The organism is Micromonospora sp. WMMC250, from assembly GCF_027460215.1.
GTDB classification, from domain to species: Bacteria; Actinomycetota; Actinomycetes; order Mycobacteriales; family Micromonosporaceae; genus Micromonospora; species Micromonospora taraxaci.
Window position 1 is genome coordinate 7,039,344 of the sequence record NZ_JAPZBJ010000002.1, and the last position, 17,231, is coordinate 7,056,574.

Consider the following 17,231-nt stretch of genomic DNA (forward strand, 5'->3'; position numbering starts at 1 on the left):
GCCGTCGTGGGGGTGGAGTGGTGACCCACTTCCTCAGGTGCCTGAGCCTCGGCGACGTGTCCGCCGTCGGCGCGCTGTTGGGCACACTGGACGAGCCGGCCCGACGGGCGCTCGGCGACGAGCTGACGGCGCATGTGCGCGGCCGGCGGGACACCTGGTGGGTGGACAAGGAGGCGACCGCCCTGGCGGTGGCCGCGGTGGGCACGTTGAGCACCGCCACCAAGGTCGCCGCCCTGCTCGGCCGGCGGTCGGTCGAGTTGGGTAACGCCGACCCGCAGCCGGTGATCGCGGCGGCCCGCCTGCGGGGTGTGCAGTGGTTGGCCGAGGTGGCGTACCGCCTGGCCGAGCGCTTGCCCCGCAGCCGCTCGTGGGACGGTTGGCACTTCATCGCCGGGCTGCTGCTGGCGGAGAAGGCGCCGCCCCCCACCGCTGACGCGTTCGTCGCCGGCTGGGCGCAGTCGCTGTGGATGGCGCGATTCGAGAGCCGGCCGCAGACCCTTGTCGAACGGCTCCGCGCCGACCCGTACCTGGACGCTCTGCTGCCCCGGCTGTTCGAGGTGGACGGGATCGGCACCGACCTGACGTTCAACGGCGCCGGGCAGGGAGTGCCCCCGGCGTTGGTGGCGCTGGCGGCCGAGGGGCGACTCGACCGGTCCACGCTGCTCGACGGGGTTCTCGGCCGCCTGTTGCGCGGCGATCGGGCGGCCGCGCTGCGTCCGTTCCTCACCCTGCACGACCTGCTGGCACCCACGCCGGCCGAGGTGACGGCGCGGGCGAGCACGTACCTGCGGCTGCTGGCCGACGCGCCGGGGCCGGTCGCCGGCCTGGCGCAGCGGACGCTGCGTGACGTGGGCGGCGACCTGGACGTCGAGTCGGTGCTGGACACCGCGCGGGTCGTGCTGGGTCGACCGGAGAAGGCCCTGGTGCGGGCCCAGCTGTCCTGGTTGGACCGATTGGCCCGGCAGAACCCCGAGCGGGTGGCTGACATCGCCGAGGCCCTGGCGTCGGGTGCCGCCCAACCCTCCGCCGATCTGCGGGACCGCGCGCTGGCCCTGGCGCGGCGACACGGCCACCGTCCGATCGCCACTGTCACCGTGGCGGTGGGCGGCGACGAACTGCCGCCGCCGGTGCCGCCCGCGCTCGTGCCACCGCCGATCACCGACGTGGACGAGCTGGTGGAGGAGATCACCGGGCTGCTCGGTCGACAGTGGTCCGCGCTGACGCTGGAGCGGGTCCTCGACGGGCTGGTCCGACTGGCCACCCGGGAGCGGGACGGGCTGGCGGCTGCCCTACCGCCGGTGCTGCGGCGCGCGGAGATCCGCGCGCACAACGGCAGCTGGGCGGCGTTCAACCTGAGAGCCCAGTTCAACGGTGTGCTGCTGGCCGTCGCCGCGACGACGGAGGCTCACCATCGTCGCGACCAGTGGGCACGCATCCTCGGGCAGTCGGTGACCTGGAGGGACCGGCTCTTCCGACGCCGGTCGACGGTCGCGCCGTCCACGCAGCCTCCGCTCACGCAGCTCTACTGCGCCCGGCTCGCCGAGATCGGGCAGCGTCTGGACGGCGCGGACGACCCCGGGCTGCTGGCCGCCCCGACGTCCACCACCGGGGCCGTCGACCCGGGGGCGCTCTACGAACGGTTGGACGCGCTCGGCGACCGGCCGGTCTGGCGGTGGGATCTCACCCAGGCACTGCTGCGGCTGCCCGTCTGCGTGGACGACGCCCTGGCCACCCGCGCCGCGGCGCTCGGCACGCCCGCCGGGGACGAACTGGCCGGCTGGCTGCGCGGGAAAGCCCTGGCGACGCCCGTGCAGGAGGTGGTCACCGTCGGCCGGCGCGAGCGCCGCCACGGGTTCGACTACGGCTACGACCATCTGCCCGCGCGGCGTACCCTCGTCGCGACCAGTCCGCCGGAGGGCGTGGCGGACCCGATCGGCCTGCTCACCGTGCCGGTCCGCCCGATCGGGCAGGGGCCCGCCGACTGGAGTGACCTGTGGCCGGCGTTGCTGCCGGGGCATCGGGGTCTGGTCGCCGCTCGCCTGCTTCCCGGTGTCGCCAGCGCCGCGCAGGAGGACGCCGAAGGGCTCGGCGCGGTCCTGCCGCAACTCGCCGAGTGCACAGGCGTCGGCGGTCCTGCCGTCGACCTGGCACTGGCGTACGGGCTGTGCGCCCGACACGAGGCGGATCGGGTCGCCGCCCTCGACGCTCTCCTGATGCTGGCGTCGGCCGGTGAGCTGGACGCCCCTGGCGTCGGAGGTCAGCTGGGCACGTTGGCGGCGGACAACCAGGTGACGCTGACGCGGGCGGTGACACCTCTGCGGGACGCGGTCGCTGCCGGTGCTCGGCTGAGTGTGTGGCGGCTCCTCGCCGCGGCGCTGCCGCCGGTGCTGGCCGGGCCGACCGCCCCGCGTGGCACGCCCGACCTGCTCGCCCTGGCCGCCGAGACGGCCGGCGCCACCGGCGTCCGCATCGAGGTGGCAGGGCTGGCGGACGTGGCCGCGCGCGGCGGCACGAGCCGGTTGGTGAAGGAGGCCCGTCGGCTGCACACCGCGGTGACCACCTGACCGGCCGGGGTTCGTCAGGTCGTCGGGGGCGTGCGGCGGTCCGGCAGGTCCGTCGCCATCCGCAACTCGGCGAACGCCAACCCCAGCGTGACCGCTGTGAAGTGCGCGTTCAGGCCGCTCGGGTTCGGCAACACCCAGAGCCGGGCGTCGGCCAGCGTCTCCGATTGCGGCCCGAAGGTGGCCTTCGGCCGCTGGAAACCGATCCGGTACGCGGTCACCCCCACCACCGCCACCCAGCGCGGCCGGTGGCGGGCCACCTTGTCGGTCAGGGTCGCCGCGCCGTCGAGCAGTTCCTCGGTGCTCAACTCGTCGGCGCGGGCGCTGGCCCGGGCGCCCATGTTGGTGATGCCGAGCCCGAGGGCGGGCAGCTCGCCCTGTTCGCTCGGGTGCAGCAGGCGGGGGGTGAACCCGCCGGTGTGCAGCGCCGGCCAGAACCGGTTGCCGGGTCGGGCGAAGTGCCAACCGGTGGCGGCCGACCAGAGGCCGGGGTTGATGCCGACGAAGAGCACCTCCAGGCCCGGCGCGAGGACGTCGGGGATCCTCCGGTCCGCGGCGGCGGCCAGCTCCGCCCGGGTGGGCCGGGGGTGCCGGACGGCCGACGGGAGGGCCGGGTCGGTCGTCACAGCCCGCGCAGCGCTCCGCCGTCGACCGGCACGGTGATCCCGGTGAGGTAGCTCGCGGCGGGGGAGAGCACGAACGCGGCCACCCGCCCGAATTCGGCCGGGTCACCGAGGCGGCGCAGCGGGATGCTGGCCTCGGCTTCGGCTTGGGCACGCTCCGGGTCGCCGGTGGCGCCGAACAGCTCCCGGTTGCGGTCGGTGAGGATCCGACCGGGCAGCAGCCCGACCACGCGGACTCCGCGCGGACCGTAGTCGTCGGCGATGTCCTTGGCCGCACCGACCAGACCGGGCCGCAGACCGTTGGAGATGCCGAGGCCGGGCACCGGGCCACGGGCCGAGGTGGAGAGCACCAACCCAATCGCGCCGCCCTCGGGCAGCGCGGCGGCGACCGTGCGGACCGCGCGGATGGTGCCCAGGAAGACCGTCTCGAAGGAGAGCCGCCACTGCTCGTCGGTGATCGCCGCGGCGTTGCCCGCCGGCGGGCCCCCGACGGAGATCAACGCGCCGTCGAGCCGACCGAAGTGCTCCCGGGCCGCCGCGACGAGCTGCTCCGGGGTCTCCGGGTCGGCCAGGTCGGCGGTCAGCCCCACGGCATGCTCCGGGCCGCCGAGCTGCTGCGCTGCGGCGGCCACGGCGTCCGGGTCACGAGCCGAGAGGACCACCCGTGCCCCGTCGGCGACCAGGCACTGCGCGGTCGCGAAGCCCAGGCCGCGAGAGGCACCGGTGAGGACGTACACGTGGTCGGTCAGCCCTAGATCCATAAGCCCGATCCTGCCGCATCCGGCACGTCGTCGCCACCAACGGTGGCCGTCCTCATGGGCGGGGGGCGGGGCGCAGCAGGCGTACCCGACCGGCGATCTGCACTGCCACGGCCCCGCCGGCGCGGCCCACCGCCGGCACCCGGCGCGGACGTGGCGTCCCCCGTCCGTCGTAGCGCAGGCGTGCCTCCCGCACGGCCAGCTCCTCGGCGGCCGACGGGGGGAGCGCGTGCTGGTCACGCAGCGCGCGGGCCAGGTCCCAACCGTCGCGCAGGGACCCGGCGGTGGGTCGCCGGCCGGCCCAGTCGGCGAAGGTCGTCGACCATCCGACGCCGAGGCCGGCGGCGAGGAGCGGCCAGTGCCGGGCCACGTCGCCGGCCCGCTTGCGCAGCAGCGCGGCCCGGGTGGCGGCCAGCGGTCCCGGGGCGAAGCCCGCCGGCGGCGGACCCCCGGCGACCAGCGCCGCGACCAGTCCGGCCTGCCGTTCGGCCAGCCCCGCCCGGGGTGTCGGCCTGCCGTCGCCCGTGTCGGTCATGTCACGGCCGGGAAGCCGGCGGCGGTGGCCAGGGCGTCCAGTTCGGCGCGGAGGACGGCGGCCGGCGGGTAGTGGCCGTCCCGTTCCAGCAGCAGCGCCGGTGGTCGCTGCCGGGCGCAGAGCGCGCCCACCAGTTCCAGCACCGCCGGCGGCACCGGGTCGGTGTGGGTGTCGTGGTAGAAGCCGCCGTGCTCCGCGCCGCCGGCCACGTGGGCGTACGCGACGCGTTCCAGCGGCAGACGGTCCAGCAACGCGAGCGGATCGGTGCCCCGGTTGCGGGCGTTGGCGTGCACGTTGGCGACGTCCAGCAGCAGCAGCGCGCCGGTCCGGTCGAGGATCTCGGTCAGGAAGTCCGCCTCGTCCAACTCGTCGTCGGGCCAGTCGACAAGCGCGGCGATCGGTTCCAGTGCGAGCGGCACCGGCAGTTCGGCCTGGGCCCGTGCCACGTTGGCGCAGACCGCGTCGACCGCCTCCCGGCTGCGGGGCAGCGGCAGCAGGTGCCCGGCCTCCAGGCCGCCGGCCCGGACGAACGCGATGTGCTCGCTGACCAGCGGGGCGTGGACGCGGTCCGCCACCGCGGCCAGGTGCGCGACCCGGGTCGGGTCGACCGGTTCGGCGCCGCCGAGGGAGAGCCGCACCCCATGGGGTACGACAGTCACCGCGCGCTCCCGCAGCTGTGCCAGACCCGGCGGAAGCGGCCCGGACGCGGGCACCGCCTCGGCCACGACCTCGACGAACCGCAGACCGGGCAGCTCGGCCACGAAACCGGCGATCTCCGGACGCCAACCGATGCCGACACCGGACACGCCGGTCATCCCCCGCACCCCCCGCCGCCGCATCCGCCGCCCCCACCGCAGGAGCTGCCGCCGTCCGAGCCGGAGCTGTCGCCGCCACCCGACGACCCGTCGCCGCCACCGCTCCAGCCACTGCCGGAGGCGGCCTGGCGCTGGATCTCGGCCTGCTCGGCGAAGCCCGGGTCGAGTGCCCAGAGCGAGGCGGTGCCGTACAGGGCCACGCCCATCGCCGCGCCGGCCGCTCCGTAGGTGGCGTAGGCCGGCGCCGAGGCCGGGGCGAGGTGGGTGTGGTCGCGACGCACACCGCGCAGCGCGGACCGGCCGGCCCGGGTGAGCACTGGTGCCCGGCGCAGCACCAGCGTGACGATCAGGAGGGTCACCAGGGTCAGCAGCAGGTAACCGACCGGGCGGCCGCCGAACAGGCCGGAGACCAACCGGAGCACACCGAGGCCCAGCAGGCCGATCAGGAGCGTGGTCCAGAAGCGGGCACGGGTGCGCTGCGCGTCGTCGGTCAGCAGCCCGCGCTGCTCCAGGCCGTGGCGGATCTGCTGCAGGGCGACGCGTACGCGCTCGTCGCGTGGCAGGTCCCCGACGCGGGCGTGCTGGTGCGCGGCCCAGTGGATGGCCTGGTCCAGTGGGGTGAGCCCGGTCGGTGCGGCACCGATGGTGGTCAGTCGGCGGTCCGGGCGTACGCCGATCGCTCCGCTGGCGCGCAAGCCGCCGAGCGCGGCGTGGACCGCGAGTCGGGGTCCACCGTTGAGGTACGCGACCTGCTGCGGCCCGAGTGGGTCGGCGGTCATGGCGGTGGTCGAACCGGCCGCCAGACGGACCCGGTGGTACACCGCGACGAGCACCACCACGGCGGTCGTCACGAGGTAGTACCGGAGGAAGGTCGGGCCGGAGATGCCCCAGGTGTCACCGGACGCGGCGTGCACGATCATCGACTGCTCCTGTCACCGGAGGGATCCGCGGCCCCATTGTGGAGCAGCCCCGCCACGGCCGACAGACCGCTGTCCGCGCGCTCAGTGGCGGCGGACCGCCTCCTCGACGAGGTCGAGCACCGGGCCCAGGTCGCCGGCCGGTCGCCCCATGGCCAGGTGCAGCACCAGGCCGTCGTAGGCCAGCTCCAGGAACTGGGCCAAAACGTCGATCGGGACGTCCTCGCGGAGCACCCCGGCGTCGCGCTGGCGGGCCAGCCGGTCGCGGGTCGCCTCGGCGATCGCGGCGGACCGCTCCGCCCAGCGCTTGGCGAACGCCGGGTCGGTGCGCAGGCGGCGGGAGACCTCCAGTTGGCTGCCCAGCCAGCCGGTGGTGTCCGGGGAGACGGCGCGGGCGAGCAGGTCACGCATCACCTGCACCAGACCGTTGCGGGCGACCGTCTCGACCATGGCCGCGGCGTCGTCCTCGGCGACGGCCAGGAAGAGCGAGTCCTTGTCCCGGAAGTGGTGGAAGATGGCACCACGGGACAGGCCGGTGGCCTCCTCGAGGCGGCGGACGGTCGCACCCTCGTAGCCGAGCCGGGCGAAACACGCCCGGGCCGCGGCGAGGATCTCCTGCCGGCGCGCATCGAGCTGGTCCTGACTTACTCTGGGCACGCGTCGATCGTTGCAGGTCACCCCGGGTCATGCAAACCGTACGTACGGCTTGGGAGTGTGCCAACTACCATCGCCCGGTGACCTCGCCGCTGACCGTCCCCGCCGCTCCGCTGACCGTGGCCACCATCCAGGCCACACCCGTGCCGGGAGATGTCGCCGGCAACGCGCTCCTCGCCGCCGACCTCGTCCGCCAGGCCGGTGAGCGGGGAGCCCGAGTGGCAGTACTGCCGGAGCTGTTCCTCTGCGCGTACCACCCGCCGACCCTGGCCGCCGACCCGGCCGGCACGGACGTCGCGGCCGATCCGGCCGGAGTGGTAGCGGATCCCCGGCTCGACCCGCTGCGCGCCGCGGCGCGCGAGGCCGGCGTCACCGTCGTGGTCGGCGCCGCCGTCCGGCACCCGGACGGTCGGCGGACCATCGCCGCGCTCGTTGTCGACCGGGCCGGCGAGGTCCGGGTGGGGTACGACAAGCAGCAGCTGTGGGGTGACGAACGCGAGCTGTTCAGCGCCGGTGGTCGGGGTGCCACACTGCTCGTCGACGGCTGGCGGCTCGGGCTCGGTATCTGTTACGACGGCTGTTTCCCCGAGCACGGGCGGGCCGCGGCCCTCGACGGCGCACACGGTTACCTGTGCCCCAGCGGATACCTGGCCGGCTCCGAGCACCGCCGGGACCTGTACTACGCCGCGCGTGCCCTGGACAACACGATGTTCGTGGTCTTCGCCAACGCGGTCGGCGGCGACGACCCGTGGCGTTTCAACGGCGGCGCCGCGATCTACGAACCCGAGGGTCGGGTGCTGGCGCGCGGTGCCGACGAGGGCACGGCGGTGCTCGTGGCGACGCTGGATCCCGCCGTGCTCGCGGCCACCCGCACGGCCCATTCGATGCTCGCCGATCGACTGCCGGACCAGGGCGGCGCCCGGGTGTCGATGTCCGGCTGAGCACGTCGTGAGGTCGATACCCGCCGGCTCTGTTGGCGGACACGTCGGTCCCGTAGGGTGCCCGAGTGCCACTGCTCCTGCTGGACCTGGACAACACCCTGCTGGATCGGGCCGGGCCGTTCCGCCGCTGGGGTGAGCGCTTCCTGGACGGCATCGGCGCGCCCCACACGGACATCGACTGGCTGGTCTCGATCGACGCCGACGGTCTGACCGACCGCTGGGATCTCGCCGACGCCATCCGGGACCGCTACGAGCTGCGCATTCCCTCGATCGACCTGGTGGAGGAGCTGCACGACGGGGTGGTGGCGCAGACCCGCCTCGACCCGCTGACCGCCTGCGCGCTGCGGATCGCCGACGACGCCGGTTGGGTGCCGGTGGTGGTCTGCAACGGCACGGTACGCGTCGAGGACGCCAAGATCCGTCAGACCGGCCTGGACCGGTACGTCGCGGACTGGGTGATCTCCGAGGAAGCCGGGGTCAGCAAGCCCAACCCGAGGATCTTCGCGCTGGCCGCCCAACGGGTCCGGATGCCGCTGCGTGGCGCCTGGGTGGTCGGCGACAGCCCGGAGGCGGACATCGGCGGTGCCGCCGCCGTCGGGCTGCCCAGTGTCTGGCTGCACCGCGGGCGTACCTGGTCGGACGTGCGGTTCGCGCCGAGCCACACCGTGGACGGGCTGATCGCCGCGGTCGCCACCGTACTCGCCCGCTGAGGGCAGTCCTCCCCGCGCGGCGGGGTCGCGACGGACCGGCGTGCGGTCGGCGGTAATTCGGTTGACCGGGTGTCGCGTCGACGGCGAGCATGGTCCCACGCATCGTGCGTTCCCGGGCGTGGGCCCGGTCGAGGAGAGGAGGTCGGTCATGGCCGTCTTCGCAGGTCGCTTCCAGCCGCCTACCTCAGCCTCGACCAAGGGAACCTCACCACAGTGCGCGATCACGACCTTCCGGCGCTGGAGCGCCGGAGCCGCGGCAAGAGCCGCTTCGACGACGACGAACCACAGTTCCTGAAGCGCGGGCGGCCCACCGAGCCGCCCGCGGACCCGGACAGCGAACCCGACCCCGACACCGGCGACAGCTGGTCGTCCTGGGACGACGCCGTGCACGGGCCAGAGCCACACCCGGCATGGCTGGTCACCGAGTTGGCCGCCCGGGACACCGAGCTGGGTGTGCTGAAGACCGGCAAGGAAGCGGACGTCCACCTGGTCCGCCGGGCAGTGCCCGACACCGACCGGTCCTGTCTGCTGGCGGTCAAACGCTACCGCGACCCCGAGCACCGGCTTTTCCACCGCGACGCCGGTTACCTGGAGGGGCGCCGCGTGCGCCGCTCCCGGGAGAACCGGGCGATGGCCGGCCGCACTGCGTTCGGTCGGCAGATGATCGCCGGGCAATGGGCGGCGGCGGAATTCGCCGCCCTGGCCCGGCTCTGGGAGATCGGTGCCGGGCACGACCGGATCGCCGTGCCGTACCCGGTGCAGCTACGGGGCACCGAACTGATGCTGGAGTTCGTCGGCGACGCCGAGTCGGGGCAGGCCGCTCCCCGGCTGGCCCAGCTGCGACCCGGTCCGGCCGAGCTGCGCGACCTGTGGGCACAACTCGTGGAGGCGCTGCGGGTGCTGGCCCGGGCGGGCTACGCGCACGGCGACCTGTCGCCGTACAACCTGCTCGTGCACCAGGGGCGGCTGGTCGTGATCGACCTGCCGCAGGTGGTCGACGTGGTGGCCAACCCGCAGGGTCCGGAGTTCCTGGCGCGCGACGTGCGGGTGGTCGGCACCTGGTTCGCGGCTCGGGGCCTGCCCGCCGAGCAGACCGATCCCCAGACGTTGACCGGTGAGTTGCTCCGCGAGGCGGGGCTGCGCTGATCGGGGCGGGTCGGGCGGTCCGACCGCCCGACCCGCCCTGCCGTCACTGGAGGTAGCGCTCCACCTCGGGCTTGGGGCGTTCGCCCTGTGCGTCCGGGTCGCCGTGGGTGTCCCGGGCTGCCCGGCGGCGGCGCAGCAGGTCCCAGCACTGGTCGAGGGACTCCTCCAGGGCGCGCAGTCGCTCGCTGGCCTCGCCCGCGGTGCCCGACTCGTGGGCCTGGGCTTCGGCGCGCAGCTTGTGTTCCTCGTCTACCAGCTCGGAGATCCGGTTCAGGATGGTCTTGTCGTCCATGCTCCTGAGCCTGGCACAGCGGCACCGGAAACGCCTGGATTCGTACCCCTGTCGCGCTCCGGTCGTCAGCTGGACCACACCGACGGCGACGCGTCGATGCGCTGGTCTCACGTTCGGTTCGGATTGTGTCACGCCCTGCTCATCGTGGGGTGAGAATGACTGAGCGAGCGTTCCGAAGTCTCATGATCCGCAGGTGGTCGTCCTCCGCCGCAGGTCACCGGGTTCGTCCGTGACCCCCGGGCACGCTGGTCGGGCTGGCGGACGCGTCGTCCGGGTGGATCGTCCGACTGAACCTCGCACCCGGCCGTGCCTCGGCATCAAGTCCACGCACATCGACCCTCCACTGTGGCATGACGAGGATCTATGATCGGACGGTGATGATGTGAGCGCGGTGGCGGCGCGGCCGGGTGGATCCGCCCATAGTTCGGATAGCCGTTGGTCTGCACTGCTTGAGGGAAATTCCGGACACTGCTAGCGTGCGCCGGGCCGGGGGCTGGGCTCGTTCAGCCATTCAAAACGGTTGAGGGACGGGTGGGATGGCTTCCCGCAGTGCAAGTTTGCGCACCAAGATTGTGGCCCTGCTGGTCTCGCTCGCGGCGCTCTGGGCGTTCGCGGCCTGGGTGACCCTGCGCGACGGTTTCAACGTGCTCGGTGTGCAGAGGCTCGACGCGCAGGTCGTACAACCCAGTGAGTCACTGCTCACCGAGCTCCAACGGGAACGTCGGATGTCGGTGGCCTACCTGGGTCGCCGCGACCCGGGCCTGGCACAGCAGTTGCAGGCGCAGCACGAGCGCAGTGAGCGGGAAGCCGCCATCTTCGCCGAGTCGGCCCGCAGCTGGCGGGCCCGGTTGGCGTCGAGCGACGAACTGACCGGGCGGATCAACGAGATGGTCGCCCGTTTGGACGGGCTCGCCGAGATGCGTGAGGCCGTCGTCTCCGGCTCGGTGGACCGGGCCGGCGCGGCCGCGGCGTACACCGGCGTCCTCGACTCGCTGTTCCGGGTGTACGCGGTCCTGGGTCAACTCGACGACGAGCAGATCGCCCAGGACACCGTCAACCTCACACGGCTCGTTCGGGTGCGGGAGTTGATGTCGCAGGAGGACGCCCTCTTCGCCGGGATGGCCGCCGCCGGTCGGGTCACCGCTGCGGAGTACACCCAGTTCGCCCACCTGGTCGGCGCGCAACGGTTCCTGGCGACCGAGGCGTTGGCCGAGCTGCCGAACGCCGACCGGGAACGCTACGTCCAGATGACCGAGGGACAGGCCTTCACCCGCCTCCGCGCCCTCGAAGACCGGATGATCACCGTCGGTCGCCCCAACGCGTCGCCGCCGGTCGAGGCCGACGACTGGCAGGCCGCGATCGATCCCGCCCTCGAGGAGCAGGAAGCCGTCGTCCTGGCCGGTGGTGACGCTCTGGTGGAGCGCGCCACCCCGGTGGCGGTCTGGGTGATCATCCGGCTGGTGCTCGCCGCCGGTCTCGGTCTCCTCGCCGTCATCGCCTCCATCGTCGTCTCGATCACCACTGCTCGCGCCCTGCTGCGCCAGTTGGGCCGACTGCGGGAGGCCGCGTGGCAGCTCGCCGACGAGCGGCTGCCCCGCGTGGTGGATCGACTCGGCCGCGGTGAGGAGGTCGACGTGGCCACCGAGGCGCCGCCGCTGGAATTCGGCACCGACGAGATCGGCCAGGTCGGTAAGGCGTTCAACGCCGTCCAGGAAACCGCCCTGCGGACCGCCGTCGAGCAGGCCGACCTGCGTCGCAACGTCCGCGAGGTCTTCCTCAGCCTGGCCCGCCGCACCCAGGCACTCGTCCACCGCCAGCTCACCCTGCTGGACGCGATGGAGCGCCGTGAACACGACGCGGAGGAGCTGGAGGACCTGTTCCGGGTCGACCACCTGGCCACCCGGATGCGGCGCAACGCGGAAAACCTGATCGTCCTCTCCGGATCCACCCCCGGTCGGGCCTGGCGACGTAACGTCCCGATGGTCGACGTGGTGCGCGGCGCCGTGGCCGAGGTGGAGGACTACACCCGCGTCAACGTGCTGCCGCTCGGTGAGGTCTCCCTCGCCGGCCGCGCGGTCGGTGACGTGATCCACCTGCTCGCCGAGCTGATCGAGAACGGCCTGTCCTTCTCCCCGCCGCACACCACAGTCGAGGTACGTGGGCAGTCGGTGGCCAACGGGTTCGCCATCGAGATCGAGGACCGGGGCCTCGGCATGAGCGACGAGGACCTGGCCGCGGCGAACCACCGGATCGTCGACCAGTCCGAGCTGAACCTCGCGAACGCCTCCCGCCTCGGCCTCTACGTGGTGAGCCGGCTGACCGAGCGGCACGGCGTGCGGGTGCGGTTGAAGGAATCGGCGTACGGCGGAACCACGGCGGTCGTGCTGATCCCGGTCGACCTGGTCACCGAGGACGGCCCCGGCCCGGAGGACTCCGGCGCGATGCGGACCGGCTCGGCCAACCCGACGCCGCCGGTGGGTTCCGGCGACACCGGTCGTTCGACCACCCTCGCACCCGTCGCGCCGGTTGCGACGACGACCACCGCTTCGCACGTACCGGAGACGATTGTCCCGGCAGTGACCACGTCGGACGGCGCCGACCCGGCGACGTCGACCGGCGAGGCCGAGACCGGCCTGCCCACCCGGCAGCGGACGACCCCCGCCACCGGTACGCCCGAACTGCCCACCCGGGCCCGGCGTGGCCCGACCCTGCCGGCGCTGGAGGCACCCACGGTGCCCACCGGCCTGCCCGCTGTCAACCGCACCCGAGGGGCGGAGCGCGTGGAAGCACCCGTCACGGCCGACGACGGCCTCCCGGCCGCCACCGACGGCACCGCCCCGACGTCCGACCAGGCCGAGGCGGCGCGCACCGACTCCGGTCTCCCGGTTCGGGTTCGACAGGCGAACATCGTTCCCGAGCTACGGGACGACCCTGCGGAGTCGGACAGTGACGACGAGGATGTGGTGCGTCCGCCGGAGCAGGTACGCCGGATGATGAGCTCCTACCAGACCGGCACCCGCCGCGGCCGCACCGACGCGGCGCGGCTGCTCGGTGGCGCGTCCGGCACCCCGCCGGCGGCGACGCCCGATCCGAGCGACGAGGACCCCCAAGCCCCCTGACCAGGCGTCGACGTGCGGAGATCAACCGCACGGCGTGACGGTCAGCCCTAGATGAACACGGCGCAACAGCCGGGCGAGAAGAGGACGACGAAGTGGCGCAGAAGACGGCTTCGAGTGCCGACCTGACGTGGTTGCTGGACGATCTGGTGAGCCGGGTGAAGCAGGCCGAACACGCGGTCGCGCTCTCCAGCGACGGGCTGTTGATGGCTTCCTCCCAAGGAATGAGCCGGGACGACGGCGAGCACCTGGCGGCGATGGCGGCCGGCATCCAGAGCCTGGCCCGAGGAGCGGGCAAGCGCTTCGGCGGCGGGCAGGTGCAGCAGACCATCATCGAGATGCAGTCGTCGTTCCTGTTCGTCACGGCCGCCGGACGCAACGCCTGCCTGGCGGTTCTGGCCACCGAGGACGCCGACGTGGGCCTGATCGCCTACGAGATGGCGATGCTGGTCACCCGCGTCGGCAAGTACGTCGCGTCTCCTTCCCGCGCAACTGAGCAGTCGGTCGACGAGAGGTAGCGGCGATGACGGTGCAGGGGGAGTCCGCAGACCATCAATGGGTGGATGACCACGCGGGTCCGGTCGTCCGCCCGTACGCGGTGACGCGCGGGCGAGCCCGCCCGGTCACCGGCACCTTCGACCTGATCTCCCTGGTCACCGCGACCCAAACCGAGGTCACGCCGGAGATCGGTCTCGGTCCGGAGCACGTGGCGATCGTCGGACTGTGCCAGCGCATTCAGTCCGTCGCCGAGATCGCCGCACATCTCGACCTGCCGGTGGGCACCATCCGGGTGCTCCTCGGTGACCTGGCGGCCCGCAGCCTGGTGCGGGTCCGCGAGCCGCAGACCACGGCCGGTCTTCCCGACAACAGCATCTTCGAGGCGGTAATCAATGGACTACGGGCACTCTGACCGGCCGGCGGGAGCGACGACACTGCCCACCGCGATCAAGATCCTGGTCGCCGGAGGTTTCGGCGTGGGCAAGACGACAATGGTCGGTGCGGTCAGCGAGACCCGGCCCCTGCGCACCGAGGAGGTGCTGACCGAGTCCGGCGTCGGCATCGACGACCTCTCCGGGGTGGAGGGCAAGTCCACGACCACGGTGGCCATGGACTTCGGCCGGATCACCATCAGCGACGACCTGGTGCTGTACCTGTTCGGCACGCCCGGTCAGGACCGTTTCTGGTTCGTCTGGGACGAACTGGCGTTGGGCGCGATCGGTGCCGTGGTGTTGGCCGACACCCGCAGGCTCGCCGACTGCTTCCCGTCGATCGACTACTTCGAGGGCCGGGGCACGCCGTTCGTGGTGGCGGTGAACTGCTTCGCCGACTCCCGGCAGTACCGGCTCGACGAGGTGCAGGCCGCGCTGAACCTGGACCCGGGAGTGCCGGTGCTGCTCTGCGACGCCCGGCAGCGCGAGTCCAGCAAGGAGGTGCTCGTCACGCTGATGGAGCACGCCATGAAGACCCGCGAGGCCCGTCGCCGCGCCGCCAGCGGAGGCTGACCGACGTTTTTTCGGGGGAGGGTGTCCGGAACGCCGTCGGCCGATCGTCATGCTGGCGACACCCCGAGAGACCAGGGAGCGACCAGATGAAGTACATGATGTTCGTGTGCAGCGACAGCGAGCCGGACACCGACCCCACCGAACTACCCGACATCGACAAGTGGGTGGCGGAGAACGACTCTCGGGGCCGCCGCCTGACCGGCGACGTGCTGGCGCCGACCAGCGCGGCCACCACCGTGCGAGTGCGCGGCGGTGAGCTGCTCGTCTCCGAGGGGCCGTTCGCGGAGACCGCCGAGGTGATCGTGGGCTTCGACCTGATCGAGTGCGCCGACCTGGACGAGGCGATCGAGGTGGCCCGCACCCACCCGATGGCCCGTGAGGGGCGACTGGAACTGCGTCCGTTCGCGAACCTGCCCGACTGACCGGTGCCCACGTCGCAGCGCCGGCCGACGCGCCCGGGCGCACCGGCCGGCGCTGCGGCGGACGCCGTGGCGGCGGCCGGCGTCGAGGCGTACCCCCGGATCGTCGCGACCCTGATCCGGGTGACCGGGGACTGGGCGTTGGCCGAGGACTGCGCCCAGGAGGCCCTGGCCGTCGCGCTGGAGCGTTGGCCCGCCGACGGTGTGCCGACCAACCCGGGCGGCTGGCTCATGACGGTGGCCCGCAACCGGGCGCTCGACGTGCTGCGTCGGGCCACAGTGGAGCGCCGCAAGCTGCGCGACCTGGCGTTGCTCACGCCGTCCGACGCGCAGCCCGAGCCCGAGGTCGGGGAGGACGTGGTGGACGACCGGCTACGGCTCATCTTCACCTGCTGCCATCCGGCGCTCGCGTTGGAGGCCCGGGTGGCGCTGACCCTGCGCACCGTCTGCGGCGTGCCCACCGCTGACATCGCCCGACTCCTGCTGGTCACCGAGTCGACGATGACCCGACGGCTGACCCGGGCCCGAACCCGCATCGCGCAGGCCGGCATCCCGTACCGGGTGCCGGCCGGGCCGGCGTTGACCGAGCGACTGCCCGGCGTCCTCGCCGTGCTGTACCTGCTGTTCACCAGAGGGTACGTCGCCGACGGAGAGCCGGCTTTCGCCGACGAGGCGGTGCGGTTGGCCCGGCTCCTCGACCGGCTCATGCCGGAGCAGTCCGAGGTGGCCGCGCTGCTGGCGCTGGTCCTGTTCCAGCACTCCCGCCGGGACGCCCGCCGCGACGCCGCCGGCAACCTGCTCACCCTGGAGCGGCAGGACCGCGCACTGTGGGACCACGCCGCCGTCGCCGAGGGCCTGGAAGCCCTCCATCGGGTACGCCACGACGGGCCGTACGCGTGGCAGGCCCGGATCGCCGCCTGCCACGCCACCTCGGCCTCCGCCGACGACACCGACTGGGCGACGATCGCGCGGGCCTACGACGCGCTGGCCGACATCCGGCCCTCCCCGGTGATCGCGCTCAACCGCGCTGTCGCGCACGGGTACGCGTTCGGGTCGGCCGTCGGGTTGGTGCTGCTCGACGCGGCGCGTGCCGGGGGAGGGCTGGACGGCTATCCGCTGACCGTGGCGGTGGAGGCCGACCTGGTGGCCCGGCAGGGCGACCGACGCCGGGCCGCCGGACTGTTCCGGGAGGCGGCGGCGATGGTGGGCTCGACCGCCGAGCGTCGGGCGCTGCTGGAGCGTGCCGACGCCCTCGCCGACAGCTAGCGGAGCGGCCGCGCCACCAGGACCGGTACGTCGGTCATCCGGACCGGCACCGCCTCGCCGATCATGGAGTTCTGGTGGGCAACAAAGCACCCATGAACGGCCAAACCAGGCACCACAACTCCATGATCGACGTGCCCGGTCTGGCCCCGCTCGGCGATCTTTTCGCGCGACACACGCTCGACCGTGGGGAGGGTTCAGCCGCGCTTGGCCAACTCCAGGAACCGGGTCCAGGCCGCCGGGTCGAAGGCGAGCGCCGGACCGGCGGGGTCCTTGGAGTCGCGTACGCCGATGACGCCGGTGAGGTTGTCGGCCACCTCGACGCAGTTTCCGCCGTTGTTGCCACTCTTGCTGCTCTTGCGCCACCGAGCGCCGGTCAGGTCCATGAGGCTGCCGCTTCCCTGATGAGATTGAGGGACTGCGCCCGCGACAGGGCTCCGTCACGAATGCGTTCCCACCGTCGATCGAGCGTAGCAACGTCGGCAACCTTGTCGATGAGCTGCGCCTGCGCCTGGCTGTCGACGTGGGCGACCCGCGCGCCGTCCGGCATCTCGGCGATGGTGAACGGCCCGCCGAGCCCCGGATATGCCCACGTCGGCGGGCACGACGAAGAGCGACACGTTCGGCAGGGCGGCCTGCTCGGCCAGCCGCTCGCACTGCTCCCGCATCATGGGCCGGTCGCCGTCGATGGTGCGCCGGAGGATTGCCTCGTCGAGGACTGCGACGAGCAGCGGCGGGCGTTCCCGCCGCAGGACGGCCTGTCGACTCAGTCGCGCCTCGGCGAGATCGTCGGCCTCGGCCGGTGTCAGCACCTCACCGACCAGCGTCGCCAAGGCGTACGCCTTGGTCTGCAGAAGCCCTGGAATCCACGCGAGCTGGAACGATCGCAGCGACAGCGCCTCGCGCGCTGATCCCCGAGTTCTCCCGGATCACTCGCCGGGCGATCCGCGACCTGCGCGGCCAGCCGGACGGCCCTGAC

Annotated in this window: 18 protein-coding genes and 1 pseudogene; 10 read left to right on the forward strand and 9 right to left on the reverse strand. The window is 73.1% G+C overall.

The features are described 5' to 3' along the window. The first annotated feature begins 20 nt into the window (after positions 1-20). Positions 21-2,564, forward strand: a complete 2,544-nt coding sequence (locus O3438_RS32075; RefSeq protein ID WP_269683228.1) for a DUF6493 family protein — start codon at positions 21-23, stop codon at positions 2,562-2,564. 14 nt (positions 2,565-2,578) lie between these two features. On the opposite strand, the gene mug is transcribed toward O3438_RS32075, so the two are convergent. From mug to O3438_RS32105, 6 genes are all read right to left on the reverse strand, one after another. Next, complete coding sequence (mug, locus tag O3438_RS32080) at positions 2,579-3,187, reverse strand: G/U mismatch-specific DNA glycosylase (RefSeq protein WP_269683229.1); 609 nt, start codon at positions 3,185-3,187, stop codon at positions 2,579-2,581. Next, entirely contained in the window at positions 3,184-3,945 is a 762-nt protein-coding gene (locus O3438_RS32085) for an SDR family oxidoreductase (protein WP_269683230.1), read from the reverse strand. Before O3438_RS32085 ends, mug begins: the two co-directional genes overlap by 4 nt. A gap of 52 nt (positions 3,946-3,997) precedes the next feature. Further along, positions 3,998-4,477 carry a hypothetical protein gene (locus tag O3438_RS32090; protein WP_269683231.1) on the reverse strand — a complete coding sequence of 160 codons (480 nt, stop codon included), beginning with the start codon at positions 4,475-4,477 and terminating at the stop codon, positions 3,998-4,000. Further along, positions 4,474-5,292, reverse strand: a complete 819-nt coding sequence (locus O3438_RS32095; protein ID WP_269683232.1) for a DUF692 domain-containing protein — start codon at positions 5,290-5,292, stop codon at positions 4,474-4,476. Before O3438_RS32095 ends, O3438_RS32090 begins: the two co-directional genes overlap by 4 nt. Further along, entirely contained in the window at positions 5,289-6,212 is a 924-nt protein-coding gene (locus tag O3438_RS32100) for a TIGR04222 domain-containing membrane protein (RefSeq protein ID WP_269683233.1), read from the reverse strand. The genes O3438_RS32095 and O3438_RS32100 overlap by 4 nt, the downstream gene beginning before the upstream one ends. 81 nt (positions 6,213-6,293) lie before the next feature. Next, on the reverse strand, positions 6,294-6,866 hold the full coding sequence (locus tag O3438_RS32105) for a TetR/AcrR family transcriptional regulator (RefSeq protein ID WP_030337284.1): 573 nt from the start codon (positions 6,864-6,866) through the stop codon (positions 6,294-6,296). A 77-nt stretch (positions 6,867-6,943) separates the two neighbouring features. Between O3438_RS32105 and O3438_RS32110 the strand changes: the two genes are divergently transcribed. The 3 genes from O3438_RS32110 (at position 6,944) to O3438_RS32120 (ending at position 9,660) form a co-directional block, all read left to right on the forward strand. Beyond that, complete coding sequence (locus tag O3438_RS32110; RefSeq protein WP_269683234.1) at positions 6,944-7,804, forward strand: carbon-nitrogen hydrolase family protein; 861 nt, start codon at positions 6,944-6,946, stop codon at positions 7,802-7,804. 65 nt (positions 7,805-7,869) lie between these two features. Beyond that, positions 7,870-8,514 (forward strand): HAD family hydrolase, encoded by a 645-nt coding sequence (locus O3438_RS32115; RefSeq protein ID WP_145779886.1) that lies wholly within the window; start codon positions 7,870-7,872, stop codon positions 8,512-8,514. A gap of 213 nt (positions 8,515-8,727) precedes the next feature. After that, positions 8,728-9,660, forward strand: coding sequence for a serine protein kinase RIO (locus O3438_RS32120; RefSeq protein ID WP_269683235.1), 933 nt, complete (start codon positions 8,728-8,730; stop codon positions 9,658-9,660). Positions 9,661-9,703: 43 nt separating this feature from the next. Here O3438_RS32120 and O3438_RS32125 read toward each other — a convergent pair whose 3' ends face one another. Continuing rightward, on the reverse strand, positions 9,704-9,952 hold the full coding sequence (locus O3438_RS32125) for a DUF2630 family protein (protein ID WP_088988578.1): 249 nt from the start codon (positions 9,950-9,952) through the stop codon (positions 9,704-9,706). Positions 9,953-10,488: 536 nt separating this feature from the next. Here O3438_RS32125 and O3438_RS32130 point away from each other — a divergent pair. From O3438_RS32130 to O3438_RS32155, 6 genes are all read left to right on the forward strand, one after another. Then, positions 10,489-13,071 (forward strand): nitrate- and nitrite sensing domain-containing protein, encoded by a 2,583-nt coding sequence (locus tag O3438_RS32130; protein ID WP_269683236.1) that lies wholly within the window; start codon positions 10,489-10,491, stop codon positions 13,069-13,071. Between the two features lie 92 nt (positions 13,072-13,163). Beyond that, positions 13,164-13,586 carry a roadblock/LC7 domain-containing protein gene (locus O3438_RS32135; RefSeq protein WP_269683237.1) on the forward strand — a complete coding sequence of 141 codons (423 nt, stop codon included), beginning with the start codon at positions 13,164-13,166 and terminating at the stop codon, positions 13,584-13,586. A gap of 5 nt (positions 13,587-13,591) precedes the next feature. Continuing rightward, positions 13,592-13,978: a DUF742 domain-containing protein gene (locus O3438_RS32140; RefSeq protein WP_269683238.1), complete on the forward strand. Its 387-nt coding sequence runs from the start codon at positions 13,592-13,594 to the stop codon at positions 13,976-13,978. Beyond that, complete coding sequence (locus tag O3438_RS32145) at positions 13,959-14,570, forward strand: GTP-binding protein (protein ID WP_269683239.1); 612 nt, start codon at positions 13,959-13,961, stop codon at positions 14,568-14,570. Before O3438_RS32140 ends, O3438_RS32145 begins: the two co-directional genes overlap by 20 nt. An 86-nt stretch (positions 14,571-14,656) precedes the next feature. Then, positions 14,657-14,992 carry a YciI family protein gene (locus O3438_RS32150; RefSeq protein WP_269683240.1) on the forward strand — a complete coding sequence of 112 codons (336 nt, stop codon included), beginning with the start codon at positions 14,657-14,659 and terminating at the stop codon, positions 14,990-14,992. Between the two features lie 3 nt (positions 14,993-14,995). Beyond that, a complete protein-coding gene (locus tag O3438_RS32155) occupies positions 14,996-16,255 on the forward strand; it encodes an RNA polymerase sigma factor (RefSeq protein WP_269683241.1) in 1,260 nt (419 codons plus the stop codon). A 194-nt stretch (positions 16,256-16,449) separates the two neighbouring features. Here the strand turns inward: O3438_RS32155 and O3438_RS32160 are convergent, their stop codons facing one another. Together O3438_RS32160 and O3438_RS32165 are read right to left on the reverse strand one after the other, a co-directional pair. Next, positions 16,450-16,638: a DUF397 domain-containing protein gene (locus O3438_RS32160; protein ID WP_269683242.1), complete on the reverse strand. Its 189-nt coding sequence runs from the start codon at positions 16,636-16,638 to the stop codon at positions 16,450-16,452. Beyond that, positions 16,629-17,157, reverse strand: a pseudogene (locus tag O3438_RS32165) (DUF5753 domain-containing protein); the annotation flags it as partial. The pseudogene O3438_RS32165 and the gene O3438_RS32160, both read right to left, overlap by 10 nt. Between the last annotated feature and the right edge of the window lie 74 nt (positions 17,158-17,231).